27 protein-coding genes are annotated in these 26,190 nt (G+C 36.5%); 11 read left to right on the forward strand and 16 right to left on the reverse strand.

Going from position 1 to position 26,190, the window contains the following annotated elements; translation table 11 throughout:
- Nucleotides 1-86 precede the first annotated feature (86 nt).
- Genes AOLE_RS15955 through AOLE_RS15970 form a run of 4 tightly spaced genes read left to right on the forward strand, consistent with a single transcriptional unit; the run spans nucleotide 87 to nucleotide 4,485 of the window.
- Nucleotides 87-869, forward strand: coding sequence for an iron-containing redox enzyme family protein (locus AOLE_RS15955; RefSeq protein WP_005302962.1), 783 nt, complete (start codon nucleotides 87-89; stop codon nucleotides 867-869).
- A gap of 26 nt (nucleotides 870-895) precedes the next feature.
- Nucleotides 896-2,176 (forward strand): pyridoxal phosphate-dependent aminotransferase, encoded by a 1,281-nt coding sequence (locus tag AOLE_RS15960; RefSeq protein ID WP_013198849.1) that lies wholly within the window; start codon nucleotides 896-898, stop codon nucleotides 2,174-2,176.
- A gap of 49 nt (nucleotides 2,177-2,225) precedes the next feature.
- Nucleotides 2,226-3,938 carry an FAD/NAD(P)-binding protein gene (locus AOLE_RS15965; RefSeq protein ID WP_013198850.1) on the forward strand — a complete coding sequence of 571 codons (1,713 nt, stop codon included), beginning with the start codon at nucleotides 2,226-2,228 and terminating at the stop codon, nucleotides 3,936-3,938.
- A gap of 19 nt (nucleotides 3,939-3,957) precedes the next feature.
- Nucleotides 3,958-4,485: a cupin domain-containing protein gene (locus AOLE_RS15970; protein ID WP_013198851.1), complete on the forward strand. Its 528-nt coding sequence runs from the start codon at nucleotides 3,958-3,960 to the stop codon at nucleotides 4,483-4,485.
- 39 nt (nucleotides 4,486-4,524) lie between these two features.
- Here the strand turns inward: AOLE_RS15970 and zapE are convergent, their stop codons facing one another.
- The 3 genes from zapE to AOLE_RS15985 form a co-directional block, all read right to left on the reverse strand.
- Nucleotides 4,525-5,607 carry a cell division protein ZapE gene (gene zapE / locus AOLE_RS15975; RefSeq protein ID WP_013198852.1) on the reverse strand — a complete coding sequence of 361 codons (1,083 nt, stop codon included), beginning with the start codon at nucleotides 5,605-5,607 and terminating at the stop codon, nucleotides 4,525-4,527.
- Nucleotides 5,600-6,499 (reverse strand): ArgP/LysG family DNA-binding transcriptional regulator, encoded by a 900-nt coding sequence (locus AOLE_RS15980; RefSeq protein WP_013198853.1) that lies wholly within the window; start codon nucleotides 6,497-6,499, stop codon nucleotides 5,600-5,602. The genes zapE and AOLE_RS15980 overlap by 8 nt, the downstream gene beginning before the upstream one ends.
- A gap of 318 nt (nucleotides 6,500-6,817) precedes the next feature.
- The gene (locus AOLE_RS15985; RefSeq protein WP_013198854.1) at nucleotides 6,818-7,711 is read right to left on the reverse strand and encodes a PhzF family isomerase; all 894 of its coding nucleotides are present in this window, start codon (nucleotides 7,709-7,711) and stop codon (nucleotides 6,818-6,820) included.
- 224 nt (nucleotides 7,712-7,935) lie between these two features.
- Between AOLE_RS15985 and AOLE_RS15990 the strand changes: the two genes are divergently transcribed.
- Entirely contained in the window at nucleotides 7,936-8,799 is an 864-nt protein-coding gene (locus tag AOLE_RS15990) for a LysR family transcriptional regulator (protein WP_013198855.1), read from the forward strand.
- A gap of 6 nt (nucleotides 8,800-8,805) precedes the next feature.
- Here AOLE_RS15990 and AOLE_RS15995 read toward each other — a convergent pair whose 3' ends face one another.
- From AOLE_RS15995 to AOLE_RS16005, 3 genes are all read right to left on the reverse strand, one after another.
- Nucleotides 8,806-9,381 carry a hypothetical protein gene (locus AOLE_RS15995; protein ID WP_013198856.1) on the reverse strand — a complete coding sequence of 192 codons (576 nt, stop codon included), beginning with the start codon at nucleotides 9,379-9,381 and terminating at the stop codon, nucleotides 8,806-8,808.
- Between the two features lie 11 nt (nucleotides 9,382-9,392).
- Nucleotides 9,393-9,677: a hypothetical protein gene (locus tag AOLE_RS16000; RefSeq protein ID WP_013198857.1), complete on the reverse strand. Its 285-nt coding sequence runs from the start codon at nucleotides 9,675-9,677 to the stop codon at nucleotides 9,393-9,395.
- Between the two features lie 71 nt (nucleotides 9,678-9,748).
- A complete protein-coding gene (locus tag AOLE_RS16005; RefSeq protein WP_013198858.1) occupies nucleotides 9,749-10,348 on the reverse strand; it encodes a TetR/AcrR family transcriptional regulator in 600 nt (199 codons plus the stop codon).
- A 122-nt stretch (nucleotides 10,349-10,470) separates the two neighbouring features.
- Between AOLE_RS16005 and AOLE_RS16010 the strand changes: the two genes are divergently transcribed.
- Nucleotides 10,471-10,791, forward strand: a complete 321-nt coding sequence (locus tag AOLE_RS16010) for a darcynin family protein (RefSeq protein WP_013198859.1) — start codon at nucleotides 10,471-10,473, stop codon at nucleotides 10,789-10,791.
- 124 nt (nucleotides 10,792-10,915) lie between these two features.
- Here AOLE_RS16010 and AOLE_RS16015 read toward each other — a convergent pair whose 3' ends face one another.
- A complete protein-coding gene (locus tag AOLE_RS16015) occupies nucleotides 10,916-11,617 on the reverse strand; it encodes a hypothetical protein (RefSeq protein ID WP_013198860.1) in 702 nt (233 codons plus the stop codon).
- A 97-nt stretch (nucleotides 11,618-11,714) separates the two neighbouring features.
- Between AOLE_RS16015 and AOLE_RS16020 the strand changes: the two genes are divergently transcribed.
- The 3 genes from AOLE_RS16020 to AOLE_RS16030 are packed head-to-tail and all read left to right on the forward strand — an operon-like array spanning nucleotide 11,715 to nucleotide 14,011.
- Nucleotides 11,715-12,401: a type IV secretion protein Rhs gene (locus tag AOLE_RS16020; RefSeq protein WP_013198861.1), complete on the forward strand. Its 687-nt coding sequence runs from the start codon at nucleotides 11,715-11,717 to the stop codon at nucleotides 12,399-12,401.
- Between the two features lie 33 nt (nucleotides 12,402-12,434).
- The gene (locus AOLE_RS16025; RefSeq protein ID WP_013198862.1) at nucleotides 12,435-13,214 is read left to right on the forward strand and encodes a hypothetical protein; all 780 of its coding nucleotides are present in this window, start codon (nucleotides 12,435-12,437) and stop codon (nucleotides 13,212-13,214) included.
- 17 nt (nucleotides 13,215-13,231) lie between these two features.
- On the forward strand, nucleotides 13,232-14,011 hold the full coding sequence (locus tag AOLE_RS16030; protein ID WP_013198863.1) for a tetratricopeptide repeat protein: 780 nt from the start codon (nucleotides 13,232-13,234) through the stop codon (nucleotides 14,009-14,011).
- A gap of 11 nt (nucleotides 14,012-14,022) precedes the next feature.
- Here AOLE_RS16030 and AOLE_RS16035 read toward each other — a convergent pair whose 3' ends face one another.
- From AOLE_RS16035 to AOLE_RS16060, 6 genes are all read right to left on the reverse strand, one after another.
- On the reverse strand, nucleotides 14,023-14,550 hold the full coding sequence (locus AOLE_RS16035; protein WP_013198864.1) for a hypothetical protein: 528 nt from the start codon (nucleotides 14,548-14,550) through the stop codon (nucleotides 14,023-14,025).
- Nucleotides 14,551-14,701: 151 nt separating this feature from the next.
- On the reverse strand, nucleotides 14,702-15,259 hold the full coding sequence (locus AOLE_RS16040) for a TetR/AcrR family transcriptional regulator (RefSeq protein ID WP_013198865.1): 558 nt from the start codon (nucleotides 15,257-15,259) through the stop codon (nucleotides 14,702-14,704).
- 685 nt (nucleotides 15,260-15,944) lie between these two features.
- The gene (locus AOLE_RS16045; protein WP_004794389.1) at nucleotides 15,945-16,436 is read right to left on the reverse strand and encodes a flavin reductase; all 492 of its coding nucleotides are present in this window, start codon (nucleotides 16,434-16,436) and stop codon (nucleotides 15,945-15,947) included.
- A 187-nt stretch (nucleotides 16,437-16,623) separates the two neighbouring features.
- Nucleotides 16,624-17,667, reverse strand: coding sequence for a methionine synthase (locus tag AOLE_RS16050; RefSeq protein ID WP_004703605.1), 1,044 nt, complete (start codon nucleotides 17,665-17,667; stop codon nucleotides 16,624-16,626).
- Nucleotides 17,668-17,688: 21 nt separating this feature from the next.
- The gene (locus AOLE_RS16055; protein ID WP_005302940.1) at nucleotides 17,689-18,675 is read right to left on the reverse strand and encodes a DUF1852 domain-containing protein; all 987 of its coding nucleotides are present in this window, start codon (nucleotides 18,673-18,675) and stop codon (nucleotides 17,689-17,691) included.
- Between the two features lie 366 nt (nucleotides 18,676-19,041).
- On the reverse strand, nucleotides 19,042-19,914 hold the full coding sequence (locus tag AOLE_RS16060) for a LysR family transcriptional regulator (RefSeq protein ID WP_013198866.1): 873 nt from the start codon (nucleotides 19,912-19,914) through the stop codon (nucleotides 19,042-19,044).
- Nucleotides 19,915-20,169: 255 nt separating this feature from the next.
- On the opposite strand from AOLE_RS16060, the gene AOLE_RS16065 reads away from it, so the two are divergent.
- Nucleotides 20,170-20,778: a LysE family translocator gene (locus AOLE_RS16065; protein WP_013198867.1), complete on the forward strand. Its 609-nt coding sequence runs from the start codon at nucleotides 20,170-20,172 to the stop codon at nucleotides 20,776-20,778.
- Nucleotides 20,779-20,865: 87 nt separating this feature from the next.
- On the opposite strand, the gene AOLE_RS16070 is transcribed toward AOLE_RS16065, so the two are convergent.
- Nucleotides 20,866-21,891 carry a fatty acid desaturase gene (locus AOLE_RS16070; protein WP_081399370.1) on the reverse strand — a complete coding sequence of 342 codons (1,026 nt, stop codon included), beginning with the start codon at nucleotides 21,889-21,891 and terminating at the stop codon, nucleotides 20,866-20,868.
- Between the two features lie 216 nt (nucleotides 21,892-22,107).
- Here AOLE_RS16070 and AOLE_RS16075 point away from each other — a divergent pair, with 216 nt between their 5' ends.
- Nucleotides 22,108-23,115: an AraC family transcriptional regulator gene (locus tag AOLE_RS16075; protein ID WP_013198869.1), complete on the forward strand. Its 1,008-nt coding sequence runs from the start codon at nucleotides 22,108-22,110 to the stop codon at nucleotides 23,113-23,115.
- A 60-nt stretch (nucleotides 23,116-23,175) separates the two neighbouring features.
- Here the strand turns inward: AOLE_RS16075 and AOLE_RS16080 are convergent, their stop codons facing one another.
- A complete protein-coding gene (locus AOLE_RS16080; RefSeq protein WP_013198870.1) occupies nucleotides 23,176-24,543 on the reverse strand; it encodes an amidohydrolase in 1,368 nt (455 codons plus the stop codon).
- A gap of 33 nt (nucleotides 24,544-24,576) precedes the next feature.
- Nucleotides 24,577-25,962 carry a long-chain fatty acid transporter gene (locus tag AOLE_RS16085; RefSeq protein ID WP_013198871.1) on the reverse strand — a complete coding sequence of 462 codons (1,386 nt, stop codon included), beginning with the start codon at nucleotides 25,960-25,962 and terminating at the stop codon, nucleotides 24,577-24,579.
- Nucleotides 25,963-26,190: the final 228 nt, after the last annotated feature.

Below are 26,190 nucleotides of genomic sequence, written 5' to 3' on the forward strand. Positions count from 1 at the left end.
ATTTAATACTCATTTTTTTTGATTACTTCTTTGTTATAAAAATTTCGCTGTAAAAATAATTTTTATTATAAAAGGATAATTCAAGAATGAACTCTAAAGTAATCATCAATGGAAATGTTGATTGTAAAGGAACTATTAGTGCTGAGTTAGATGAATTCATTACTAAAATGGATGATCATGAAATTTTCCAAAACAATTATTTCAAGCATTTAACTTCTACGTCTTGGACGCCAGAATCATATATCTTATTTCGTGACAACTTCTTCTATCGTACAGAGCTGACAGTGAAAGGAATTGCTCATGTATGTTCACGATCTGCTTTTGAAAATGATATGGACACCCTAGTCCTATTCACCCACATCTTAAGTGAAGAAACAGGTATGGGTGAAAAGGCCAAGTGCCATGAAATATTTATGGAGAATGCGCTCAATGTATTTGGCGCTGCAGAATACAATCTTCCAGAGATGAAGGTTCAGCAAGCTAAGAATAGTGATCGAATCATCGCAGAGACATTACAGTATCGAGATACTATCCAAGGTTTGATTACAGGCAGTTATCCTCGCATGTTGGGAGCAGTCATGGCGCTCGAGAACCATGCAGATAAGATGCTTACAGTATTCCGTGAAGCATTCCGATTTAATAACAAAAACCTTGATCCAAATGAATTCGTTAAGAAAGTTGAAGTCTATTTTAACGCCCATATCGAAAATGGCGTCGAAGATCGTCACGCTCAAGATGCTAAACAGTGTGTCCATAATAACTGTAATGATCAAGAAGACCTTGATGAGATTAAGTTCGGGGCGAATGAAACATTAAAAGCCCAGCTTAAGATGTGGAATGCAATGTTTAATCAAGCTGTATCACTTTAATTAAAAACGGATTTTGAGATCTAATAATGCAAAACTTAGGTATTTCACAAGCAGCCTTGAATTTACGTGAATCAATTACACACGGAACTAAGGCGAAAATTTTAGAATTAAATCAAAAATCTAATGCAGATGATCAGGTCATTGATTTAAGTATTGGTACATTGGATGAAAAGACTAATAGCGGCATTGATAATGCAGTTAAGAGTTATATCTCGAATAATGCTGCAATTATCCATGAGTTTGCCCCAGTTAAAGGCTTTCCTTTCTTACGAAAGTCTATTGCTGAGCGTGTGAAGCGTTTACGAGACATCAGCTTCAACCCAGATACTGAAATCATGGTGACTCCTGGAGGTATTAAGGGCGCTATCACCGTTGTATTCCATACACTTCTAAATCCAGACGATGAAGTGATTTACCCAGTACCAAACTGGCCCCATTACGCAGACATGATTGAATTACACTTAGGTAAAGCTAAACCAATCTATGTCAAAGACTTTTATAACCAAGCGATTGATGTAGTTGAATTAGAAAAGACCATTACAGATAAAACCAAAATTATCATTCTTGGTGACTGTTTAAACCCTTCTGGCAAAATTTATACTCGTGATGACTTAGAGTCGATTTCGAAAGTGATTTTAACTACCAATGCCGAACGTTTATCAAAAGGTCTAAGCCCAATCTATGTGCTTTTTGATTGCCCTTATGAATCACATATTTTGAATACTAAGCCTGCAAACATTTCAAATATTACGCAGCAGTTTAAGGCCCAGACACACTCTATGTGGGACTACACTATTTATATTACTGGTCCCGGTAAAACCTATGGAATGCATGGAGACCGATCTGGATATATTTGTGCTTCGGACAAACTGATTAAAGTTATGGAGAAGGTACAGGTTAACTTAAACTCATTTGCTTCCACCTATGCCCAAATTGCGACGCATGAAGCAATGCAAGAATACATGGATGACGTTGCAAAGAAACGCGCGGTAGTTGCGAGACAAAACATGCAGACATTCATTGAGGATTTGAAAAGCTGCACTGGTTTAGAAGTGACTGAGCCTGAAGGTGGATTTTTCTTATTCTTGGACTTGTCAAAGTATGGTGACAAAATCCAAAAGCTAGGATTTGATTCAGCCGATCAATATCTTTTGGAAACAGCAAAAGTTGCTTCTATTGGAGGCATGCATTTTGGTGAAAACATCGATAGCCTCCGACATTACATTCGTATGAATTGTGGACGTGATCCAGTGACTCTAAAAGCAGCCGCAGCACGTATTAAAGACGCCCTTCAGAAATTGAACTAACTCATATTATTCAGGAAGTTAATTTTTAACTTCCTGAATTTACATTTTTATGGACGATATTACTTTGAAAAAGTTCTGTATCATTGGAATGGGATTCTCAGGTACGTGTACCTTCATTAGCTTTGTAAAAAAAATACTGAATCAAGATATTGATCATAAGTCATGTTCTATCACTCTTGTCGAAATGCGTGAATCTATTGGACATGGGAATCCATACGACAAAGATGAATTATTGGCTGGTCATCTGTGTAATAACCCTGCCCATTCAATGTCGCTTTGGGATAACGACTTTGTGGATTGGATGGAAGAAAATAAAGATCACCTGATTAATCATTATCCACATCTAATTTATAAGAAATCTTTGACTGGTGAACCACAAGTCTTCCCCAATCCTAATGCCTTTTACCCTAGAGCTTTATTTGGTGTCTATCTCAATGATAGATTCAAAAAATACTTAGAGTTAGCTAAATCAAATTACATTAAAGTTGAAGTTTACAATGGTTATGAAGCTATCGATGGCTATGAAGCTAAAGGTGGTTATAATCTCGTTATTAAGAATCAAAACTCAAACCGAACCATTGAATTAAAAGGGTTTTCTAAGCTGTTGCTGACTATCGGGCACTGGACTGCAAGTAGTTTAGATTCCGAACAAAGTTTATTCGTAAAACCATATCCTTTTCAAAAAGTCTTAATGAGACTTAATGACATTATAAGACAAGATCATAAGCCAAATGTTCTTGTACGTGGTATGGGCCCTAGTGGTGTTGATACAGTCATCACTCTATTTAGTGAAGGATCGTTTGCAACTGAAAATGGGGGCTTCTCGAACTATCAGAAGGCCGTGACAGATGAAAACTTCAAAGCCTATGTTGTCAGTCGTTCAGGGTACTTTCCAGCGGTACGAGGCAATAAGCCTAACTATGACTTTAAGTATTTCACTCATGAATCTTTTCCTGAGTTGCAGCAACACTTAAATAAAGTTTTATCACTAGATGATCTTCTTCATCTGCTTGATCTTGAGCTTAAAAATGCAACTAACGGTGAAGTGTCATTCAATGATTTGTGCAACTTGAAATTTGCCAATGCTTATGAAAAGTTGAAATATGATCTGGAGCACCAAGAGCTTAATGACTTAATTAATATGATCATTCTTAAAGTACGAAGAATGAAGTTTTACCGTTATTTAAGTAGTCATGATAAAAAACGCTACGACCAAGAGTTTGATCATTTATTCATTCGTCTTGCCGTACCAATCCCACTGGAAAATGCACAAAAGCTGAAATGCCTCTTTGAAGCTGATCTACTCCAATCAATTAAGCTTGGCTATAACAGCAAACCTCTAAAGATAATGGATAGCCGTGTACAGCTCACTGATCATCTGGGGTATTCATTTGATTTTGATCTTGTAGTGAATACGATCAGTCAAGACTTTGATATCTATAAGCATCCTTCAGTATTGGTTAAATCATTGTTAGAGCAAAAGAATATTGTCCCGAATATGGAGGATGAATATAACACTGGGGGATTAATGCTGGATGGTTTCGAGACCTACAAACTCATGGAAAACCGTAGAGGATCCATAAAGCCCTCGGAGTATTTTTACTCTTTTGGTGTGCTTACCCGATACTGGCAAAATGAACGCAACTTTTCCAAAGCGATTGTTGATGCAGCTGATTCTGTCTCGACTGATTGGGTTGAATTGCTTCAAAAGCATCTCAGTGAACCAATATTTACTCCAGAACAACTTTATAAAATTAGTTAATCAGACTAGGAAATGATCAATGGAAATGCATCAGTTTTGTTATGACCGTGATATTAGGATAGTGCTATGCAATTTAAAAGATAGCCTGTTTCCATTTCATAGGCATACTCATATCCCCGATCTTGTGTACTGCTCAAAAGGTGCTATTCAGGTTGAGTTACCAGATTTGAAGCAGAAATATATTGTTAATCAGGGTGACTTTTTTCAAATTCCACCAAATGTTAGACACAGATTTGCAAATAAAGATATTGAGGTTGAAAGCCGCTATATCATTCTTCAAATTGGAGAATTTAGTATTGAATTTTTTAAAAATATTGAAGAAATAGAACCCCTACTTGCCAATATCGAACCTAAAACTCGACTGAGTTCAGATATTTTTATTAAAGACTATAACGCTGACATTCAATATATTATTGAAGACTTTCAAAACAATAGAAAAAAGGAAATTAGTACCGAGGAACAAGCAGACATTATTCAAGCATTAGAAGTATTTTTGCAGAATGGGTATAAGTCAAAATTTCCAGAAAAATCGTACTTTTTTGCTTAATCCCACTGCGTGTTAGTCATGCAAAGCATAGTCATATATTCAAGCAAGCTCTTGAAGTTCCTTGTTATAACTTATGCTTTGCATTTCCTGTAATCGTGAATAAGTTCTTTGAAATTCAAATTTAAGTCTCTCACCTTTATATAACTGATTTAATGGCTGTGAGGCAACAAAGTAGAGTTTGATTTTTTGATCATAAAGCTCATCAATCAAATAAATAAAACGTCTCACGGTATCATAAATTCTATCTGTTAAATCACCAATTCCACTGATAAGCACATAGTCATATTGCGTTGCTATCTCAATATAATCAGCTGGGCTTCTGGCTTCTCGGCAAAGGTTTTCAAAGTCGAACCAAATCACATTCTTATAGCAAGATTTAACCTCGACTGATCTGTGGTTGATTATGATGCTCGTCTTGAGTTCTTTCTGGTTATTGGTAAGTTGCTGGTAAACCGAATGAAGCCATTGTTCTGATTCTTCATTTAATGGAAATCTATAGAACTCATCATTGGAGTTGCTTTCTTTTATAGTTCTATAATCAAGTTGATTACCGATCTTCAAGACCGTGCAATTCTTATTGATATGATCTATGGTCTCTAAAAATCTATCGCGATTTAAACCATCTTTATAAAGATCTTTCGGATCGATATTCGAGGTAGCAACCAATATCACTTTCTTTGAAAATAGCAGATTAAATAGATTTGAAAGTATCATTGCATCGGCAACATTTGATACAAAAAACTCATCGAAGCAAATCAGTTTATAGTTGCTTGCTATGTCATTAGCGATCAGCTTTAAAGGATCTTTATTTCCACGATAGCCAATAAGCTGCTTGTGAACATCTTTTAGGAAATGATGAAAATGCACTCTCATTTTCTTTTTAAAATTAAGAGAGTTATAAAATAAATCCATAATCCATGTCTTGCCTGTTCCTACACTTCCCCACATGTATAGGCCTTTAATCTGGGGACTAAAGAAATGATTAGACTGGTTTTCAATTTTATTCCAAATCTCATTTAATGTTTCAATAGCTTGTCGCTGAGACGGATCTGCAAGAACAACGCCAGTATCAATCATGGAGTTGTATATCTCGATTGGACTTTGACCCTCATGCTTAAGCATCTTCATTCCCTACGGTAGCCAAGATTGTTGTTGAGTGCTTAATAATAATATCATTCATTATTAAAACTGCTGGAGAAAGATAAGAAAGCTGATGCCAGTATAATGGAATCTTAATCCTATATTCCTTTGAAATTTCCTTTATGCCTAGATTCGATAAATCCTGATTTATCTTGCATATAGGCATTATTCCGTAGCCCATATCACAGGCAAGTCCAGAAATATAAGAATCAGTCGAAGGAATAATATGAAAAGGAATCATTGATTTTTTGAGTCCGAAGTTAGATTCTAAAAAATCGAAATATATTCTTTCATTTTCATTAAATAAAACTAAAGGAGCTAAACGAAGACTCTCTCTATTAATTCCATTTTTAAACCATTTATTAATAAAATTCTCTGAGGCAACCAGACAATAAACCATATTACCTAAATGTACACTTGTACACCCTCTAATTATCTCAGACTCGGAAGTAATGCAGGCCTGAACTTCTCCTCTTTTTAAGAGTTCGAAGGTATTACAAAGCGTATCAATCTTTACATCTATTGTAATAGCCTCAGAAAGACAGTACTTGGCTAATATAGGGAAAAGCAATGACTCAAATGTACCTATACTCGCAGCAATGGGTAATGGTTTAAATTTATTGTTGATGACTGATTTTAAAAAAACATTCTCTAATAAAGATGCTCGCTGAAGATAAGCAAATAACTCAGCTCCAAATGGTGTTGGTTTACATGGTCTTTCTCTAACTAATAATACATTCCCTAATCGCTCCTCTAATAATCGAACTCTTTGAGAAATTGCTGATTGAGATACACATAATTTTTTACCAGCTTTTTCGAAACTTCCTGTTTCAACAACGGCCGAAAAGGCGTCGCATTTAATTTTATCTAGCATTTTTAAATGTTATCTATATTAATTAAAATTATATTTCTTAATCATAGTAATGGGTATGGCAATACGAAATACTACAATTGTATTACTTCTGCTAAATAATCATTATTTATTTTAGTTAAATGAGTATCACACATGCAATTAATTAGAAAAACTAATAAAACCATAATTAAATTCAATATTAATTAAAATGCAGCAACAGACTACTAAACTGGTGGTGCGTTAAGCTGGTAGGTTTAAGTATTACTTTTTAAAGTAACTCAAAGCCATAAAAAATGACCTCTTCATTACTTGCAAGAAGGCATAATTTCTTGAATATAATCAATCTTTTCTCGAGTACAAAACTGAGCCAACTAAAACGGCTTGGCCTGCAATGCTAACGTGTAATATTGAATCTGTTTTCTCAACTGTTACTAAAACTCGCCCCGGTCTTTGTATGGCTAGACCTTGATATCCCCAATAAGTTATTTTCTGGTCACATTCGATTAAATCGTGATGAACAAGGTACGCTCCCGCTGGACCATTTGCATTACCAGTTACAGGATCTTCATTAATACCGATCGCGGGTGCGAACATTCGACCATAAGTAATAGGTTCTTGCTTACTACCTTCCAAGACAAAGGGGAAAAAACCATTGCAACCTATTTCAGCACTCATAGCTTTCAATTTTTCATTGTTCGGAGTTAATCCATCAAGTGTACTTCTGCTCAGCATGGGCACCATCACCTTGGAATGCCCCGTCGTGACAACTTGTATTGGCAAGTCAGCAAAATCACTTTCACTCATACCCAGTGCGCTTGCAAGTTCACTCCGTTGACTTGCATTAAAAGGTGGTAAAAATTCTACGCGACCTTGGGTCATTTTCACCAATAACGCTTCTGGACTTCCAAATATTGAAACGGGTAAATGACCTGCCCCTGTTTTTGCAATTAATGGATAGTCTGATTGGTGGCCTGTAGTTGCACGTAAAAAATGAGTAGCGATCGTCGCATGTCCACAGATCGGGACTTCATTTGTAGGGGTAAAATATCGAACATGTATGTCATGGCTTTGATCTTTAGGTGACAAAACAAAGGCAGTTTCTGAATACCCTGCGAATGCAGCAATATCTTGCATTTCTTGAGTTGAAAGATGGTCAGCATCTAGAACAACTCCTGCTCGATTTCCTGTATTTGGTTGGGTGGTAAATGCATCAACCACATAAATGGTCGTCATGGCAGAGCTCCTCTGTTGTTAACATTGTGATCTCAGAAATAGCTCTCGCCATAACCAGAAAATCTTATTTAATTGCTGCGCCACATGTCGTAGCCCTAAAAGCTTTATAGTCGCCTCATATAATGAGTTTTGAGGCCTTATAGTGATTGTTTGAATTGTATAAATCTAAACACTGGGGATACTATAGTTTTTATTGCAAACGCATTTTTTAAATATGGAAAGGTATGAACTGGGACGATACTAAAATTTTGTTAGCTATTGGGCGAACTGGCGGGTTGAGCCGCAGTGCAAAATTGCTTGGTATTAGTGTTTCTACCGTACATCGCAGAGCTGTTGAACTAGAGAAAAGTCTCAATGTGATTCTTTTTTCCCGAGACAGTGATGGCTATACACTCACCCATGTTGGAAAACATTTTTTTGCTTTGGCTGAAAAAGCAGAAGAGCATTTAATAGCGATGGAACGTTACAACGGTCAAGGGCAACAATCATTGTTCCGCATTGCTTTACCTGAGTTAATTGGGCAGCAGTTGCTTCAATCAAAGCTAACAGCATTGCAACTGAAGCATCCAAATTTACAATTAGAGATATCAACGAGTGTCGTTCCTGTTGATTTTTCCCGACGGGAAGCTGACATTATTCTTCGACTTGTTCGTCCAGAAAGCGGGCGTTACATTATTCGCCGACTTGGCCAACTGGAGTATGGGCTTTATTGTAGTAAAGATTATCTCGCCAGTTTCACAGAGCATGCTGAAACGTCTAATGATTTACTGAATCATCGTATAATCGGTTGGGACAGAAGCCTTCAATATACGTTCTTAGCACAATGGATACGTGAACTCACCCAAGATGCAGTTCCTGCTTTGTCTTTTGATAACATGCACTCGCAACTACGAGCAGTCATTGAAGGACAAGGAGTTACAGCCCTGCCTTGTTTTGTTGCAAAGGCTTCTGGTTTAGTACTCATACTACCTGAGCAAACTTTAAAACAAGATGTGTGGTTAATGCGTCATTTAGATACTAAGGATAGTGACTATTCAACGTTGATTAGTGAAACGATTGAAAAAGAACTACAAGAATATCTGTTGTAATAAACATTAGCTTTTATTCTGATATTTAAAAGCCTTTAAAAGTAATATTAAAACAATCACCACTAGCCAGATTAAAATTAAATATCTCATCAATAAGGTGGGGAACATAACCCAATTCCACCAAGAAGCAATTTTTTCTTCACTTGTTGAAAAATTAATTACACTCCCTTTTTCATCTTCAAAGCGAACACTACTAGCTACAATTTTGTTACCATCAAGAAATATTGAAGGATAAGGGAAAAAACTTCCTTCTAATTTAAGCAATTTTCTAGGTCTATATAATTCACAGAATGAACCATTCTCATTTTTAAAATATGCACAATTAATTAAAAATTTTTTATTTGTCCTTTTTATTATCAGTGATGTCATACGCCCATGTTTAATTTGAAATTCAGGTTCATAAACAACAAAACCCTCTTTTTTAGGAGTGAAAACTATACTTGGGTTAAGAGCACAAAGTAGTACGATCAGACAAAAACTTAAGGTAAGGACAAGAACAAAATTTTTATAAACATACGAATATAATGAAAAAAATGGATCAACCACCTCAGCAGAGATCCACATTTTAAGTTTATAAATCACAACTATCCCCTCTATAAAACAACAATAAAGAACATCACAGATAAAAGGATACCTATTAAAAGTGGCATAAAATTAGCTATATACTTATTTTCCTTAAAAACCTTGCTAAATATAAAAATGAGAAAACAAATTAAATATGACACGTTATAATTAAAAGAAGATAAATCATCAAAGTAATTTATTCCTTTACTTCGTTTAGCAAGTAGATAAAACATAAAAATAGAGTAACCCGCCAAACCTAAGAAAATTGAGGTAAATGCGCTTACCTCTGCTTTACTCATAATTTCATCTTTCATAAATTCCCCAATAAAAAATATAATTATTTAATAAAATAAAAAAAGCTATTTTATAGCAAAATTAATAATCTTTAATATAGCTCTAAATAGCCAAATACAGCTTTCTCAACTCGCTGCTGTAAATTATTTAAATCACTTTCCCCTGCTATGCCTGCTGCGTTAATCATTCCTTTACTTAAAGCAATTACATCTTGCGCGGCTGTTTGTGCATGTGAAATGCCAGAACGTATAAACAAGTCAGAAATTATGGTTTCAAGCTCATGTTGAAGTTCACTTTCTTCAATGTCTTTGCCAATCAGTTCAGAAGCAAATTCTAGTGTTCGTGCTAACTGTGGACGGCTCAATTGATGTTGCACAGCAGCACGTATGATTAATTTTAATTTTTCTTTTAAGTCTGCGGCTTCATGTTGCTGTATGGCCTCAACAATATGATTTGAAAGCTTAGCGCGCTCACGTCGAATTAACTCGACGATTAAAGCATCTTTAGAAGGAAAGTACTGATATAGGCTACCAATGCTTACGCCAGCAAGTTCAGCCACGGCATTTGTGTTAAATCCAGCAAAGCCTAAAGACTCTAAAATGCGAGCAGCCGCCTCTAAAATAGCTTCAAAGGTAGCCACTGAGCGTGCTTGACGCGGGCGTTTGCGTGGGTCTGGAAGTGTTTCTGACATGGGCCGAAATGCGAGTATTTAATATGAGCAATCACTCATATACTGACTGAGTCATATTGATATGACAAGCAAATGCTGTCTTTTTCAGTTGAGCTTCAACTCGGCCCAGTCATGGAGTGGTTATGTCTAGAACCTATACTTTTTTTATTCATTTAAGAGCACTACCCGCTTGGTTGGCTTTAGCGCGTGAAAAGCGGGCGGAGTTTAGTATACAAAAGCTTGAGCCTATTTTTGAGAAGTACTCGACTGTAAAAGTTCGATGGTATGACGTTGAGGCATTTAGCACTAAAGCCAGTGATATTGCTGTGTTTGAGACGACATCTCTGCAAGATTATTATTTTGTGATTGATGCGATTCGAGATTCTGAATTTTGTACAGTTCCCTACTTTGAATTTGTAGAGATTATTCCTGCCATTGAAGATGGATATGTGGAGTATGAATAAAGTTTCCTGTAAGCGGGTATAACTTTTTATCAAACCAGTGATGCTTTAAGCCAGTAATTTTATGGCTATGCCTAAAGTAATAGCCATCGTAAAATTTAGTAGCTTTATTTCAAATTTTTTATATCTATTTAATATAGCTATTCTTTTTAAAAACTTGTTGAAAACTTAAAGGAATATTTTGTGTATTAGGAATATGCCCAAAGAAATGCTCATCTTTTGTTTGGAAAAAAATATCAAAGCTTTGACTCATAAATGGATCGACTTCACTTTGTTTTTGGTAAATTGGTGTAAGCCTATTGATATAATAATTGATCCAATCAACTTGATTTGAAAAATAAGAATAATCTTTAAGGTCAAAATATAGGCTATTCAAGTTATCCGCAATCAATTCTACATTTGGATGAAACAACCAAATAATAATCTCCATAGGAGAAACTTTTTTCAGCGTATGCTGAGATGTTTTATCAAATCTTTCAATTTTATATAATTGCGCACCAGATTGACTATAACTAGTACAAAGTAGTTTTCCATTATGAACTTGATCAAGGTCTTGACCTAATTCTAAGGTACGTATTCTCTTAGAAATATCTAGACATTCAGGTAAAGTTATTAATTTAGATTTTGCTATATTTTTAAATATATCAACTGATTGCTGAACCACTCTTGATTCACCCGTACCAGTAATAATACCTTGCTCCCAAGCATATAACTTCGAGTAATGTGTAGTAGAAAGTTCAACATCTAAGGTTTCATTTACAGTTACTCTTTTATTGTCAACTGCAACAATAATGCTATCGTTTAATTGAATAGCTAAGATGAAAGTCATATTTTACGTAAAATAACGAGACATTTGATATACATTTATTTTAGGCTATATCTATGCAAAGTTCTGAATATTTTTTTTATAAAAATTGAGGTTATTGATGGCTGGTGGTTCTCAAATTATTATTAATAAAGATGGTATTACCCTGATTACACCAGGAAAATTTGAGCCGAAAGCTGGACAACACCTTTTTAAAGGCGGTGAAAAGGCTAATTTTTCTTTGCCAGAAATCCCTAATGTTCAATCTCCTTTTAGTAATAAATTAGATGTTTATAATCTATTTAAGGAAACATCTAATATTAAATATTCTGTTTTACATTCAAATGGACAAGTAAAAACTGGCTTCCTTGACCAGTATGGTAGGACTGGACGTATCAGATCACAGGAACAGGAAAAAGTTAAAGTTCTGATTGGTGGCGATGAATGGCACTATTATATTAGCCGTTTCGGTGGAACTATTGAGGATAATACTTATATTAAATTCCTAGATTTTGTAGGAGATCCTATACCAAATTTAGAATTTAACTTAAGTGATGATAATAATAAAACTCTTATGGAATGCAGGACAAATAATGATGGTGAAGCAGTATTTGTATGTCCTAAAGATGACTTTCCAATCCTATCCGTTAAAAGTTTAATTACCAATGAATTTAAGCCAATACTAAGAATAGAAAATAACTTAGTAAGAGAAATAATTTTAGTAAGTCCTAAGATCTTAAAAGAAATCGATTTATTACAAGAAACAGATGAGAAAGGCGATTATTTAAGAAGTAACTATCATAAATAATTGAATATTCAAAAAGTATTGTGAGTGATAAAGATGGCAAATGAACAGAAAGATTTACAACAGAAAGTAAACCAAAATGGTAGGCCTGTTTCAGTGTTTACTAGAGAACATCTCGAAACAGCTGCTAATGTAGCCTCAGAATCTTCAGATATATTAGGTTATTTAAAAGATGGAACTTCTGTTGTAGATAATTACAATTTTAGATGGGGTCTTATCCACTCAAAAAATACGCCTTTGTTTAGTAAAGAAAGGTTAGAAAAAGCTAGGGAATTCCGATTTTATAAAGAAAATCCTCAGACAGGACGAATTTTTAAAGGTAATCAGCATACAAAAGTATTCGATACTAAAAAATTCGGAACCAAGATTGATAAATTAGGGTCAAAAGCAGGTAATTTTGGAGATGGAGTAGAGTTAGCATTAGCTATTGTCGATAGAAACCCTGAAGCCCTTGCAACAAAATCTTCTACATTAGTGCTATCTAAAGCTGGAGAAAAAACGGGTGAAGTTGCTGGACTTGCTGCTGCTGGAAAATGTGCAAAAGTAGCAATAAAACGGTTAGATCCTAGAAAAGCTACAGTTGTTGGTCTCACCTGTGCTGGTGCAGCCATAGGTGTGAAATACTGGTTAAAAGACAAAGGAGATGAGTTAGGAAATACGGTTGGAAAAACAAAGACTGCTATAGAGGCAGCTCAAGGCGTTCTCGATGCAGTAGACATATTGGATCAAGTTGAGACAAAAGCGGCTGAGAGAGAGAGACAAGAGGCTATAAAAAAAGATCCAATGGTAGAATGGCATATAGTTGGAGCAGATTAATTTAAAAGAGATATATTATGAATTTAAAGTATTTAATGATTTCTAGCCTCATAAGTATATTTTTATTAGGTAGTGCAGGCTGCTCAGAACCTATTCCCCCACAAAATAAGACTCAAAGTGAAGCAAGCCAATTATATGAACAAGGCGGTAAATATTTTTTAGGTAAAGATGCTCCTAAAGATTATCAAAAAGCTTTTTCTTATTTCCAAATGGCAGCTGAAAAAGGCTTACCTATTGCACAAAATGATTTAGCAGGAATGTATTCCAAAGGAATAGGTACCCCGAAAAATGAAGAAAAAGCTTACTATTGGTATGAGAAAGCTGCTAAAAACAACTTTCCGGAAGCTCAATATAATTTGGGTTTGATGTACGATAATGGCTATTATGTAAATAAAGATAGATCAAAAGCTTTAGAATTTTATAAATTATCTTCTGATCAAGGATATGCTAAAGCTCAATATAATTTAGCAAATGCTTATCTTTCAGGGAATGGAATAAATAAAGATATTAATTTAGCTCTAGAATTATATAAGAAAGCTGCGGATCAAAATCTTTCTGAAGCTCAATATAATTTAGCAAATATTTATTCTGATGGCAGTCTAGTTAAACAAGATAATGAAAAAGCTCTAGAGTTATATACAAAGGTAGCAGAAAAAGGCGTACCTGAGGCTCAAAATAACCTCGCCTATATGTATGCTAATGTTTACTCAGATTATGAAAAAGCAAAATTTTGGTTCCAAAAATCTGCCGACAATGGATATGAGCCAGCAAAAGAAGCTTTAGAACAGTTCCAATAGTTCTAAGTAATTTACTTCTTAGAAGTCACCATCAAATATACAATTAATCCAATTAAGACCAAGAATATTAACTGAATCTCTAAAAAAAGGTTTATCATCCATGAGTTTCTAAATGATAAACCTTTTTTTGTTATTAATATTTTCGATTTTTTTGTATCTGGTGAAATAAAAACTTTTATTTCATTCTTTTTCTTTATCTCATTAAATATAGATACATTTTGGTCTTTCATCTCATCACAATTCTCAGAAATAAACAATCTATATACAACCAAAAAATCTTTTTCTTCTGATTTATAAACTTTATTTTGATATGTATATTGATACCTTATATCTCCACGAGCACTTCTATCCATTCCTCGTCGCCAATATTTTCTTTTACAATAAACGTTATAATCTAAAATTTCATAATCTTTTATCTCAATCCAGTCAGGATGAAATAATTTAAAAACTTTTGATTGTAGGTTAAAAGATGAAGTTACAACTAATAAAATAAGAAAAACAGCTAGTAAGGATAAAATAATTTTTATAAATAATTTCATTATTAATATATATCCCGATCAAAATAAAAGAATTTCAACTCAACTAAAAATAATATATAAATATGTTTCATATACTCTTAGCGGGTAAATATTAGCATGAAAAAAAATTTTTATTGAATAACCTTAAGTATAGTTACCGTATACTATTTTATTATTTATACCCCCTCCCCCAAAACCTCTCCAACACCACATCCCGTTCATCCAAACGATTTGAACTCAAAACCTGTAGCATCAAGCCATCAATTAGGTTTAAAACCATGTTGGCATCTGGATTAAATGCATTGGTTTCTAGACTAAAGACCAAATCAAAAAGCTCTCGAAGTAGCCATTTTCGATATTCAACTGCCATGCCGTAAGCGCTTGGGTAAAGCTGTTTTATTTCAAATATGGCTTTAAACAAAAGGTGGTAAAGGCTATTCACATCAACATGTAAATGCACAATTTCTTTAAGTTTATCGCTTGGTTTTGGGTAGCGGTGTGAATAGACAATTGCTAGAACTTCTTCTTTCAGTCTACTTTTTTGAAAGCTTATGCATGTTTCAACCAGCTTTTCTTTCGAGTGAAAGTAGTTATAAAGCGTGGCTTTGGGAATTTTAGTTTCTTTGGCAATCAGGTCTACGCCCGTGTTGTGAAATCCATAGAGATTAAATAGATCTATTGCGCTATGAATAACTTTTAATTTTTTTGAAGCCGTTTCTAAAGTTGGCATAGTTTTACCATTATAAAAATAGGTTGTTATGTCTGGCTGAGATAAAAAGCCTGTGCCCTTTTTGGGAGAAAAAAAGGCACAGCAAAGCCGTAAGACGGTGCTTGGCACATCTCAAGTTTTATTGTTGATATAAGTTTTTAGTCGTAATGACTTAAAGTCTGAAAAGCGGTTAAGCCTTCAAACTGTTTAAAGATGAATTAAGTGGTGTCGTTATAGCTTTTGGCAATGAGTGCCAAAAAATGATGGATGTGCATAGCCAACTCCTTTTTATTGGGAGTTCTGCCAAAGCATTCATTTGGAATTATGGTGGCAGAACGAAAGAGGGTTGACAGACTGGCTCAAGACCCAGCACACCCGAAGGTGTCCCCCTTCCGTCCTACCGCTACAAAAAGGGGGACGAGTGAGTCTACATCAAAAAAATGAATTTTTTCAATGTTCTTGAGCGCGGCCTGTCAAAGCCGGCTGGCAATGTAGGCCAGCACGCAAAGCATAATTCGAGAGTTGATAGGTGTCAATGTAGCTTTTATGACAAGCATTTAAATTTCTTATTATTTTTCATTAGATTAACTTAATTATTATTTTAGATATTATATTTAATTATATTTTTAAGTTGAGTGAAGCGATCCATGCTTATTCATTTCTATCTTTTAACTTTTAATGTGTGAGTGCACAGCGGAAAGTCGGTTTAGACAATTTCCGTCTGCCCCACTTGGTGATAAGCACGGTTAAAATAAACCAAACTTTGGTCATGCTGGCTTTGTTTAATCGCCACAATCGGACAAATAAGAATGGTGTGTGTACCGACTTGTTGAATTTGTTCAATCTCACAATCGAAACTGACCAAAGCATCGTCTAACACAGGTGAACCTGTTTCTAACTCAATCCATTCGCCATGTTTAAAGCGTTCTTCTGGCGTGAGCTTAGATGAAAATGCTTTTGAAATATGTTCGTGGTGTGCGCCTAAAACGTTCACAGTTAAGATTTTGTTATCTAGGAAATGTGCATGTGAACTCGCAGATTGGTTCATACACACCAATAATGTCGGAGGTGTGTCAGTCACACTACAAACAGCAGAGGCAGTAAATCCAAAACGGCCAGACATGCCTGCCGTAGTCACAACACTAACCGCGCTTGTGAGTAAAGACATTGCATTTCTAAAGTCTGTTGCTTGAACCATGACATTATTCCTAAATTGAATCGTACCTTGTCCTGAGTGTTTGCTATACCGCCCAACTCCATCAGGAAGGTACTTTATCAACATGCGTTCTGAGTAGAACGACATGTAGTAAGTAAAATGAGGGTTACTTGTTTGATTATCAACTGCCATCAAAAAAGTAACCCTTTATACCACTTATTGGTAAATATTAAGCAGTAAGATCAAAACCAGTAAGTTCTCTGCGAACGATTTCTGCACCTGCCGTTAAAGCATTTAACTTGCCACGTGCCACTTCACGTGAAAGAGGCGCCATACCGCAGTTTGTGCAAGGGTAAAGCTTGTCAGCATCTACAAACTGAAGCGCTTTACGAAGTGTGTTCGCCACTTCTTCTGGTGTTTCAATTTGGTTAGATGCAACATCAATTGCACCAACCATCACTTTTTTACCACGAATGAGTTCGAGTAAATCGATAGGCACATGTGAGTTGTGACATTCTAACGAGATGATATCGATGTTAGATTTTTGCAGTTTCGGGAAAGCTTCTTCGTACTGGCGCCATTCTGAACCTAATGTCTTTTTCCAGTCAGTGTTAGCTTTAATGCCGTAACCATAGCAAATGTGGACCGCAGTTTCACACTTAAGACCTTCAATTGCACGCTCTAAAGTCGCAACGCCCCAATCATTTACTTCATCAAAGAATACGTTAAATGCAGGTTCGTCAAACTGAATAATATCTACACCAGCAGCTTCTAACTCACGCGCTTCTTGGTTCAAAATTTTTGCAAATTCCCAAGCAAGTTTTTCACGGCTCTTGTAGTGACCATCGTAAAGCGTATCAATCATGGTCATTGGGCCAGGTAATGCCCACTTAATTGGTTGATCAGTTTGTTGACGTAAAAACTTAGCATCTTCAACAAACACAGGCTTTTGACGAGACACCGCACCTACAACAGATGGCACGCTTGCATCGTAACGGTCACGAATTCGAACAGTTTCGCGCTTCTCAAAATCTACACCATTTAAGTGTTCAATAAACGTGGTCACAAAGTGTTGGCGAGTTTGTTCACCATCGCTCACAATGTCGATGCCAGCAAGGCGCTGTTCGTGCAACGCCAAACGTAGCGCGTCTTTTTTACCTTCAAGCAGACCTTCGTTTTCGAGTTTCCAAGGCGACCAAAGCTTTTCAGGTTCTGCAAGCCAAGACGGTTTAGGTAAGCTGCCAGCAGTTGAAGTTGGTAATAATTTCTTCATGATCAATGACCTATATGTTGATTAGTTAAGAGCGTAATTAGCAGACCACTGCTCAAGAATCGCTTGGTATGGTTTGATAAATTGCTCTTCAACAAACTTCCCTTGCTCAATAGCGAGGCGGCTACGTTCTTCACGGTCATACACAATTCGAGTAAGTGAGTAATCTTGGTTCTTTAAGCTTGGCTGATAAGACTGTCCAGCCACTGAATTTGCGTTGTAAATTTCAGGGCGGTAAATCTTTTGGAACGATTCCATGGTGCTGATGGTGCTGATCAACTCAAGGTTGGTGTAATCACTCAGCAAATCACCAGTAAAATAGAACGCCAAAGGTGCAGCACTGTTTTTAGGCATGAAATAGCGAACTTTTAAGCCCATTTTTTGGAAATATTCATCAGTGAGTGAATAGTCTTCTTGCTTGTATTCAACACCTAAAACAGGATGTTCGTTTTCAGTACGGTGATACTCTTTAGTGGTTGAAACGCTTAAGCAAATCACAGGTGCTTTTTTAAAGTTGGCTTTATAAGTTTCAGAGTTAATAAAGCTCTTAAACAAGTTACCGTGCAATTCACCAAACTTCTCTGGCGTGCTAAAAGTAGACTTGTTTTTGTTGTGATCTAACAACAACACACTAAAGTCATAGTCACGTACATAAGACGAGAAATTATTGCCTACAATACCTTCGATGCGTTCATTGGTCTTTTTATCAACAATATTGGTTTTCAATATTTCGATTAAAGGAAGCCCGCTTGCACGGTTTTCGGCATCAATATTCATTTCAACTGAAATGATTTCAAGTTCAACGCCGTAGCGGTCACCTTTAGGGTTGTCCCAATGAGCTAAGGCATTAAAACGATTGTCGATCATCTGTAAAGTGTTGCGCAGATTCTCTTCACGGCTCATCCCTCTCGCTAAGTTAGCAAAGTTGGTTGTAATACGCGTATTGTCTGCTGGACGATAGTTTTCATCGAAACAAATACTCTTAATCGTAAATGTAAATTCTTTACTCATTTTGATCAGTACCCTAATTTCTGAGATAAACCTAAAAATATTTCGAGCTCTTTTTAAACTTTCCAGCCTTGTCAGATTTGTGCCTTATGGTCTTATCAAAAGTGAATTACTGGAACGCTTCAGAGCGTGAATAGATTTATACCGCAATCAGAACATGAATAAAAATGATTTAGTCTCATTACAAACTGAGTTAAATTCATGTTTAGGGTTTAATAAAGAAGTATGAAGCTAAATATTTTTCATCTTTGGGAATTTTAGACAGCAGAAATTCATTATACGGCGCTCACAAATCACCTTTAAAAATTCAAATATTTATTATTATTTTCAATATGTTAATCCATAAAAATTTAGGGAGAATGGCTAGACCTAAAGTAATTTATGCTGACTCTCATTCATCTCTGCTTTTAGCCATTCTAAAAATATGGTTTTACGTGAATCTTCCTCAAAAGCACTATGAGAAAGTAAAAAATAGGCTGAATTATCTTGCACAACAGGTGAAATTTTTTTCAGTAAGTTCCACTCAAGCTCTTTTTCAATCATATAAATTGAGATGACTGTAGCTCCGAGTCCCGCCACACAACCTTCTAAACATAGATAAAAATGTTCGAGTTCAACTTTGGTGTAACCTTTTAAACTCTGCTTTAATTCAACAATGCGACTAATGCTTGTGAAAAAATTGGGTCTAGAGGTCGAAATGAGTAAGTCGGTTGTTTCCGATGGCTTGGTTGCTTGAACTAGAGCGATATATTCATCGGCAATCTTTTCACTATAGATATGCTCTCCCCAATCAAAATCATTTCTACGAATTGCGATATCAATATTATCTTTTTCAAAATCGACCACCCCGCCTGCTGTGAGTAGCACAACCTCAAAATCATGACCGAGCTTTTTAAACTTCGATAACCGTGGAATAAGCCACTTCATGGAAAGAGTCGGTTCACACGACAAGACCAGTTGTTTATTGTGAGTTTTAGGCTGGCTGAGTTGTATTAAACATTCATCGAGTTGACCAAAAACCTGATGGCAACAACTCAATAAAATTTCGCCCTGCTCAGTCATCACAAGTGTTTTATTTTTTCGCTCGAACAAAGCCGTATTTAAAGCTTCTTCTAAATTATAAATCTGCTTACTAACCGCACTTTGCGTCACAAATAATTTCTTTGCAGCTAAAGTCACACTGCCATACTTCGCCACAAAATAGAAAAATTTTAGTGAATTCAGCGATATTCTTTCGATCATTCCAAAAACTCATAGATATGTAGTCGTTTTTATCGATTTTTATTTCTAGGTTTCTGTTCAAAATAAAAATCATCTTTATTAAAACCCATTTTAGATGATGAAAAACATATTGAATATCGATATCTATCTTCGCAAACCTAAAGCCCCCGCATTTCTTGCAAAAAGAATAGCAATTTTAAGTAGTGTTTTCGCCCTCTTACATACATTCCAAAAAGTACAGATAAATTCTCTCGTTTTTAACGAGGGCGCAAAATAATGGCAGAGTTCATTGCGGTTATTTTAATTACGATTTTGGCAGTGGTAAGCCCCGGTGCTGACTTCGCGATTGTCACCAAAAATAGTTATCTGTACGGTAGAAAAATAGGTGTTTTCACTTCAATCGGAATATCGCTTGGCGTATTGGTACATGTAACCTATACACTTGTAGCCGTTGCCTTTGTGATGACTTATACCCCGCAAATTTTAAATATTGTTAAGTACATTGGTGCGCTTTATTTGATCTATATTGGTTATAAAACTTTTACTCAAAAACCAGTTTTAGACACTGCCAGCTTAACTTCTATAGGTACTTTTCAAGCGATAAAATACGGTTTTTTTACCAACGCCCTGAACCCTAAAACCACACTATTTGTAATTAGTACCTATACGCAAATTGTGAGTTTAACTACGCCTAAAACCATTCTTTTGGCTTATGGCTTTTTTATGTCTTTTGCTCATTTCTTATGGTTTTCACTGGTGGCTGTGCTTTTCTCTTCCATGCTGTTGAGACAAAAAATGTTAGCCAAGCAAGTGCAAATTAATAAGGTCATTGGCTCAATTTTATGTGTATTAGGCGTGATTCTACTTTTTACTCAGTTTCAATAGAACCAATGAATTTTAAGAAACTGTAGAGTGTGGACTGAGCCCTGTGTACAGAACTCAGTCCATTCAAGCGAGTTAAGAATCTATTTTTTAAGTATTCGATTCAGATAAATTATTTACATTCCAACGATTCGCTCTTTTAAATGTTCCGACATCGTTAAATCGAACACCCATATCACGCATGACTTTATGGGCAATAGGCGCAGTCATTTGTCGAATGTAGAATGGTTCTTTCACCACAAAATGATGGATGGCATGTGTCGAACCAAAGTTAAAGCAAAAGAGTTGGAACGGCATCATCCACCACGGTGTTAACACTTGCGTTTGTTGAATCACATTGCCCAATTCAACATCACCGTAGTAATGCATATTGCTTGTCACAAAGTGCAGGCAGAAGGTACGCAGCACATTTGGCGCAATCCATACCACAGTCAAAACATTAATCACATGCATAACATTTAGGGTTGTAGCTGACCACGCAATCGGTGCATTTGCCAAGCTTGCAACCATATCAACTGCATGGAAGCCTAAGAAGATATACCAAAGAGACCAATGAATAATTCCAAGTGGAAAATAGGCTAAGAACGCACGTTTAAAAATAACTTTTCTAACAGTCCAATTGCTTGCAGCAATAATGCGTAGCAAAACTGCAAAACCATTGTCACCGATGGCGACGAGTCGGCGTATGCTCCACTGCTCTCCATTGGTGAGCGCTCTTTCTTCTAAATCAACTTCAGTGCCTGAATTTTTATGGTGATTAAAATGAAGCTCACGGCGTTTCCACGGGTTAATGGTACTTGGGCGAGCTAACCACACTAAGCCCATCATTAAATGATGTGCCCATGGTTTTTTTCTAAAATACATCCAGTGAATGAGGTCGTGTTCTAACTCATGGGTAAGAGATGCAAAAAAAGCAATAATTGGAATTGCAAACCACGCTGAAAGCTGATGATTGATATAGAGTACGGCTGTAGCAATCATTCCAACGAGGGAAACAAATAGAATCATCGCCCCTATTGCGTTTTGATGGTTCAAAATGGGATAGCGCTTGCGTAAAGCCACGCCTTCCGCTGTGACCACTTTTTTAATGTGTTCCGTTTTTTCGCTATCACTCATTCCAGCAGGATTTTTATATATGTAGGTCATCCGTTATTCCTCAGTTTTCTCATGTTCCTACTTTATTTATATCTATCTTTGTACGCTTAGCTCGAAACGCCAATCTATTGGCTATGGATGCCAAAATAGTAAGATTCAAAACAAACAAAAGATTTTTTAGTTTTGAATCTTTTATACTGCTCACAGGAATATGAGTCACAAGTTATAGGACATAACATGCCACAGACAGCAACGGCACTGGCTAGCTGGGTTAAAGCGATTCAAAAAGCGCTTGAGAAAGCAGGCGTGGATAGCCAACCTTTATTAAAACAAGCAGGTTTAGATGTTCAGGCCCTAAATGATCCAGATGCACGCTATTCATTAAAAAACACAGCAACTTTATGGAAATTAGCCGTTCAAGCGACTCGAGACTCGTGCTTTGGCCTTAAAGTTGCCAGCCAAGTCAACCAAAATACATTTCATGTGTTGGGCCATTCACTCATTACCAGCACCACACTAAAAGAAATGTTTTTAAGAATTATTCGTTACTTCCGCATAGTGACCGACATTCCTGAACTCGAGTTTTATGGCGAGGGAAAAAATCATTATTTCGTTATTCATGTTCCCGACGAAGTTCAACCTGAATCTATCGATGCTTTTATCTCTGTTTTTATTCGTTCAAGTCGTGCGTTACAAGGTTCTGTTTTTTCGCCCTTACGCATTGAACTAAGACGCTCAGAGCCAGAAGATTTAGAAACTTTTCAGAGTATTTTAAAAGCCCCGATTGCGTTTAATGCACCCAAAGACATGATTGTGTTTGACACAGCAACCATAGAGCAGCCTTTAGATGGTGGGAATCCGTCCCTCACCCAAGAATATGATGAGATTATTAATCGTTATCTCGCTCGGTTTGATAAAGAAAATATATTGGCTCGTGTGAAAGTAAAACTCATTGAAAAATTATCTACAGGTGACTTTCAACAGCAAGACGTTGCAAAAAGTTTAGGCTTAAGTATACGCAGTCTGCAACGTAAGCTATCGTCAGAAAATACGTCTTATAGCGAGCTACTCGACAATACACGGCACGAACTCGCTTTGTCTTATATCAAAAATTCAAGCCACAATATTACCGAAATTGCCTATATTCTTGGTTTTACCGATGTGAGTAGTTTTACCCGTGCTTTTCGACGCTGGACAGATTTATCACCGCTACACTATCGGGAAAAACATCTCTCTTGTTCTTAAATTTTTAAAAATTTTAGATAAAAAAAGATGCCTCGATGTGCATCTTTTTTTATGAATATCTTATTTTTTATTTAACAGTTCAAGCATAGACACCGTGGTGACTTTAGCCCCGACAGGCAAGGCTTTTAAATCTACAACATAGTTCGGACTATGCGGAATATAAGGCACAGGTTTGCCTTGCTTTACTGCATTGGCAAACACAACCGGATCTGCCACGCCAATGAACATAAAGTTAAACGGAATGTCTTTTTGATCACCTAACAAATGGTGAACATCTTCAGAACCCATAACGGCGGGATATTCAGTTAGAACATGTTTGTCGCCTAGCAAAGCTTTTAGTGGTCCATTTAAACGCGCAGAGAATTCTTTATTATTGACTACAGGCGTACTTGAACCCTTAAAGGTAAAAGTAGGCAATTGATCTTTACCCATGCCCTGCATTTCGGCAGCACCTTCACTCATGAACTTAATGTTATTTAACATGGTTTCGCGTATTTTTGGATCAAACCAACGCAAGTTCATTTTGACCAGTGCAGTAGAAGGAATCACATTATTCGAATTTCCGGCTTGGATCGAGCCAATCGATAAAACTGCTGCTTGTTGAGGGTCGACTGCGTTACTCATAATAGTTTGATATTGAGTTACTGCATTTGCCGCCATACTAATTGGATTTTTGGTTAGCATTGGTAATGACCCATGCCCACCCACGCCTTTAAATAAAACATCGAGCTGATCGGTTCCCGCCATGCGTGGTCCCGGTGCATTGATTACGACTCCAACAGGTGCAGGTGTGGTATGTACTGCAAAGAAATAATCAGGTTTTGGTAAGTTGTATTTTGTCCACAAACCGTCAGTCACCATAGCTTTAGCACCCGTTATAGGCTCTTCAGCAGGTTGTGCGACTAAAATAATAGTTCCGCTCCATTCCTTTTTTAAAGCGACTAAGGTTTTTGCCATACTGAGCATCCATGTCACATGTGCATCATGGCCACACATGTGTGCAACAGGCGTTTCGGTTCCATCGTCAAGTTTTACCCGCACTTTACTTGCATAAGGTAAGCCAGTCGCTTCTTGAACAGTATTGGCATCCATGTCGGCACGGTACATGACCGTTGGCCCATTACCATTTTTCAAAATGCCGACCACACCTGTCTTGGCTATGCCAGTTTTAACATCAAACCCTAATGACTTAAGCTCTTTGGCAACAATGGCAGAGGTACGCGTTTCCATAAACCCAAGTTCAGGGTGTTCATGAATATCTTTATAAACCTTACTTAACCATTCTGTTTGTCCATCAATAATCGTTAACGCTTTTTGTGAGACAGTAGGTAAATTAGATGGGTTTACTTCGGCATGGAGGACAGTTCCATAACCTGCCATCAAAGTCGATAACCCTAAAAATATGCCATTTTTGATGATTTTATTCATGTAATTAAAACCTTATAAATGAATGATTTAATTTTAAAATTTATATCCTATTTTTAAGCCATAGCTTATAGAGTGATTATCCTTAAACTCACCCACATAATAGTCACTGCCTGCCTGTGCGCCAAGCTGAGCTTTTGCATCGCCTAACCAGTAATATTTCACACCACCAGAAATAAAGTATTGCGATGTTGGACTGTATTGGGCTCCCACTCCTAAGTTGTAATATCCCTTGGTTGGGCCACCCGTTGAAACTTTATCGCCAGCTCCCGAGTCCCAGCCCACTGACACAGAACCTAGCCATTTAGGTGAAAAACGTTGCCCTAGTCCTAAATTTAAAGCCCACTGGTCATCATCATAACGAACCAAATTAAACCCTTCTGGACGGCTTGGTGTTGATAATCCCCCAATAACTTTTGAAATTTCACCAAAACGGTAAGGTTGTAGCGCCAAATCACTCCAATTTACCCAGCGCAAGCTCCCAAACAATAAAGTTCCTTGGCGTAAACCTGTTTGAAATTCTAAATTCACTGAGTTTGGAGATTTAAATTTGGTTGGGCCAGAGCCTTCGCTATTGGGTAACTCTGAAATAATATGATTTAAATAGTTTTTCTTTTGCTCGGTCATCTGCCCGATAGAAATCATATAGTCGAGATGTTGGCTAACTAAATCGCGTCCTTGCTGAGTCGTTAACATATCAATTAACGGCGCATTTTCAGTTGCGTTTACTTTGTGGGTAATGGCAGAACGATAGGTAAGTGAAACTTTAACGGCCTTTTCAGGAATTTGATAAGCCAGTCCAGCTAACCAGCCCCAATCACCCACAGTTTTAGTTTGAAAGTCATAGCCATTATAAAGACTAAATACATTGCCTCTTAAATTGACCTGACTTTTGAAAGTTTGATAAACCGGCCCTGCAAAAATATTCCAGTTTTTATTAGGCTGATATCCGGCAATGAAGCTGAAACTTTGAATATCAAATTCCGATTTTGCATTTCCTGTGGGAACTTGACCAGAAGTAGCATTTGCAAGGCTTGTAGTCGTAATACCGGGAAGCATAACTGTGTCTTTCGGCGTTGCGATAAAGCCATTTACACCAGAATATTCTGTGTCAGCACCAAAAGGCTGATCGTAAAGCAACCCAAATGAATACTGCGGTGCAAGCTGAAATTTTAAAGCCGCAGTCGGCCGATAATCTGTATTGGCAATGTCGGAAATTGACTGATGGGAAGGGTTAGTACCAGATTCCACTCCTTTTAAATCAGTATCTGTCACACCAAGACTTGCTTCAAAGTAATTTCCCGGTTGTAAAAATGCTGATACGGATTGGCCTGTTTTATCAAATGCCGCAGCATGTAATGCACTTGTACAAATTGAAGCTATTCCCAATACTAATGTTCTACTTCTTACGACAAAAATCATCGATCCATCCTGGATTTTTTTATTTTGATTGTTCACTTTATTTAGATTTTGAGTGGTGTGCTTAGCCCCAAACGCCAAATCGTTGACTGTGGATGCCATATTAAAAATTATAAGATTGTCTCTCTGAAATGAGATAAGTTCATTTGGACTCAAGATTAAAGACGAAAAAGATTTAAAACTTTCAGATAATTTTTTAAGAAACTTTTGTATTTATTGCTGTTAATATTA

The organism is Acinetobacter oleivorans DR1 (assembly GCF_000196795.1).
GTDB lineage: Bacteria > Pseudomonadota > Gammaproteobacteria > Pseudomonadales > Moraxellaceae > Acinetobacter > Acinetobacter oleivorans.

What these genes read in the sequence shown, in the direction of transcription:
- AOLE_RS15955 (WP_005302962.1), top strand. Translation starts at nt 87, where the DNA reads ATGAACTCTAAAGTAATCATCAATGGAAATGTTGATTGTAAAGGAACT.
- AOLE_RS15960 (WP_013198849.1), top strand. Translation starts at nt 896, where the DNA reads ATGCAAAACTTAGGTATTTCACAAGCAGCCTTGAATTTACGTGAATCA.
- AOLE_RS15965 (WP_013198850.1), top strand. Translation starts at nt 2,226, where the DNA reads ATGGACGATATTACTTTGAAAAAGTTCTGTATCATTGGAATGGGATTC.
- AOLE_RS15970 (WP_013198851.1), top strand. Translation starts at nt 3,958, where the DNA reads ATGGAAATGCATCAGTTTTGTTATGACCGTGATATTAGGATAGTGCTA.
- zapE (WP_013198852.1), bottom strand. Translation starts at nt 5,607, where the DNA reads ATGCTTAAGCATGAGGGTCAAAGTCCAATCGAGATATACAACTCCATG.
- AOLE_RS15980 (WP_013198853.1), bottom strand. Translation starts at nt 6,499, where the DNA reads ATGCTAGATAAAATTAAATGCGACGCCTTTTCGGCCGTTGTTGAAACA.
- AOLE_RS15985 (WP_013198854.1), bottom strand. Translation starts at nt 7,711, where the DNA reads ATGACGACCATTTATGTGGTTGATGCATTTACCACCCAACCAAATACA.
- AOLE_RS15990 (WP_013198855.1), top strand. Translation starts at nt 7,936, where the DNA reads ATGAACTGGGACGATACTAAAATTTTGTTAGCTATTGGGCGAACTGGC.
- AOLE_RS16000 (WP_013198857.1), bottom strand. Translation starts at nt 9,677, where the DNA reads ATGAAAGATGAAATTATGAGTAAAGCAGAGGTAAGCGCATTTACCTCA.
- AOLE_RS16005 (WP_013198858.1), bottom strand. Translation starts at nt 10,348, where the DNA reads ATGTCAGAAACACTTCCAGACCCACGCAAACGCCCGCGTCAAGCACGC.
- AOLE_RS16010 (WP_013198859.1), top strand. Translation starts at nt 10,471, where the DNA reads ATGTCTAGAACCTATACTTTTTTTATTCATTTAAGAGCACTACCCGCT.
- AOLE_RS16015 (WP_013198860.1), bottom strand. Translation starts at nt 11,617, where the DNA reads ATGACTTTCATCTTAGCTATTCAATTAAACGATAGCATTATTGTTGCA.
- AOLE_RS16020 (WP_013198861.1), top strand. Translation starts at nt 11,715, where the DNA reads ATGGCTGGTGGTTCTCAAATTATTATTAATAAAGATGGTATTACCCTG.
- AOLE_RS16025 (WP_013198862.1), top strand. Translation starts at nt 12,435, where the DNA reads ATGGCAAATGAACAGAAAGATTTACAACAGAAAGTAAACCAAAATGGT.
- AOLE_RS16030 (WP_013198863.1), top strand. Translation starts at nt 13,232, where the DNA reads ATGAATTTAAAGTATTTAATGATTTCTAGCCTCATAAGTATATTTTTA.
- AOLE_RS16035 (WP_013198864.1), bottom strand. Translation starts at nt 14,550, where the DNA reads ATGAAATTATTTATAAAAATTATTTTATCCTTACTAGCTGTTTTTCTT.
- AOLE_RS16040 (WP_013198865.1), bottom strand. Translation starts at nt 15,259, where the DNA reads ATGCCAACTTTAGAAACGGCTTCAAAAAAATTAAAAGTTATTCATAGC.
- AOLE_RS16045 (WP_004794389.1), bottom strand. Translation starts at nt 16,436, where the DNA reads ATGGTTCAAGCAACAGACTTTAGAAATGCAATGTCTTTACTCACAAGC.
- AOLE_RS16050 (WP_004703605.1), bottom strand. Translation starts at nt 17,667, where the DNA reads ATGAAGAAATTATTACCAACTTCAACTGCTGGCAGCTTACCTAAACCG.
- AOLE_RS16055 (WP_005302940.1), bottom strand. Translation starts at nt 18,675, where the DNA reads ATGAGTAAAGAATTTACATTTACGATTAAGAGTATTTGTTTCGATGAA.
- AOLE_RS16060 (WP_013198866.1), bottom strand. Translation starts at nt 19,914, where the DNA reads ATGATCGAAAGAATATCGCTGAATTCACTAAAATTTTTCTATTTTGTG.
- AOLE_RS16065 (WP_013198867.1), top strand. Translation starts at nt 20,170, where the DNA reads ATGGCAGAGTTCATTGCGGTTATTTTAATTACGATTTTGGCAGTGGTA.
- AOLE_RS16070 (WP_081399370.1), bottom strand. Translation starts at nt 21,891, where the DNA reads ATGAGTGATAGCGAAAAAACGGAACACATTAAAAAAGTGGTCACAGCG.
- AOLE_RS16075 (WP_013198869.1), top strand. Translation starts at nt 22,108, where the DNA reads ATGCCACAGACAGCAACGGCACTGGCTAGCTGGGTTAAAGCGATTCAA.
- AOLE_RS16080 (WP_013198870.1), bottom strand. Translation starts at nt 24,543, where the DNA reads ATGAATAAAATCATCAAAAATGGCATATTTTTAGGGTTATCGACTTTG.
- AOLE_RS16085 (WP_013198871.1), bottom strand. Translation starts at nt 25,962, where the DNA reads ATGATTTTTGTCGTAAGAAGTAGAACATTAGTATTGGGAATAGCTTCA.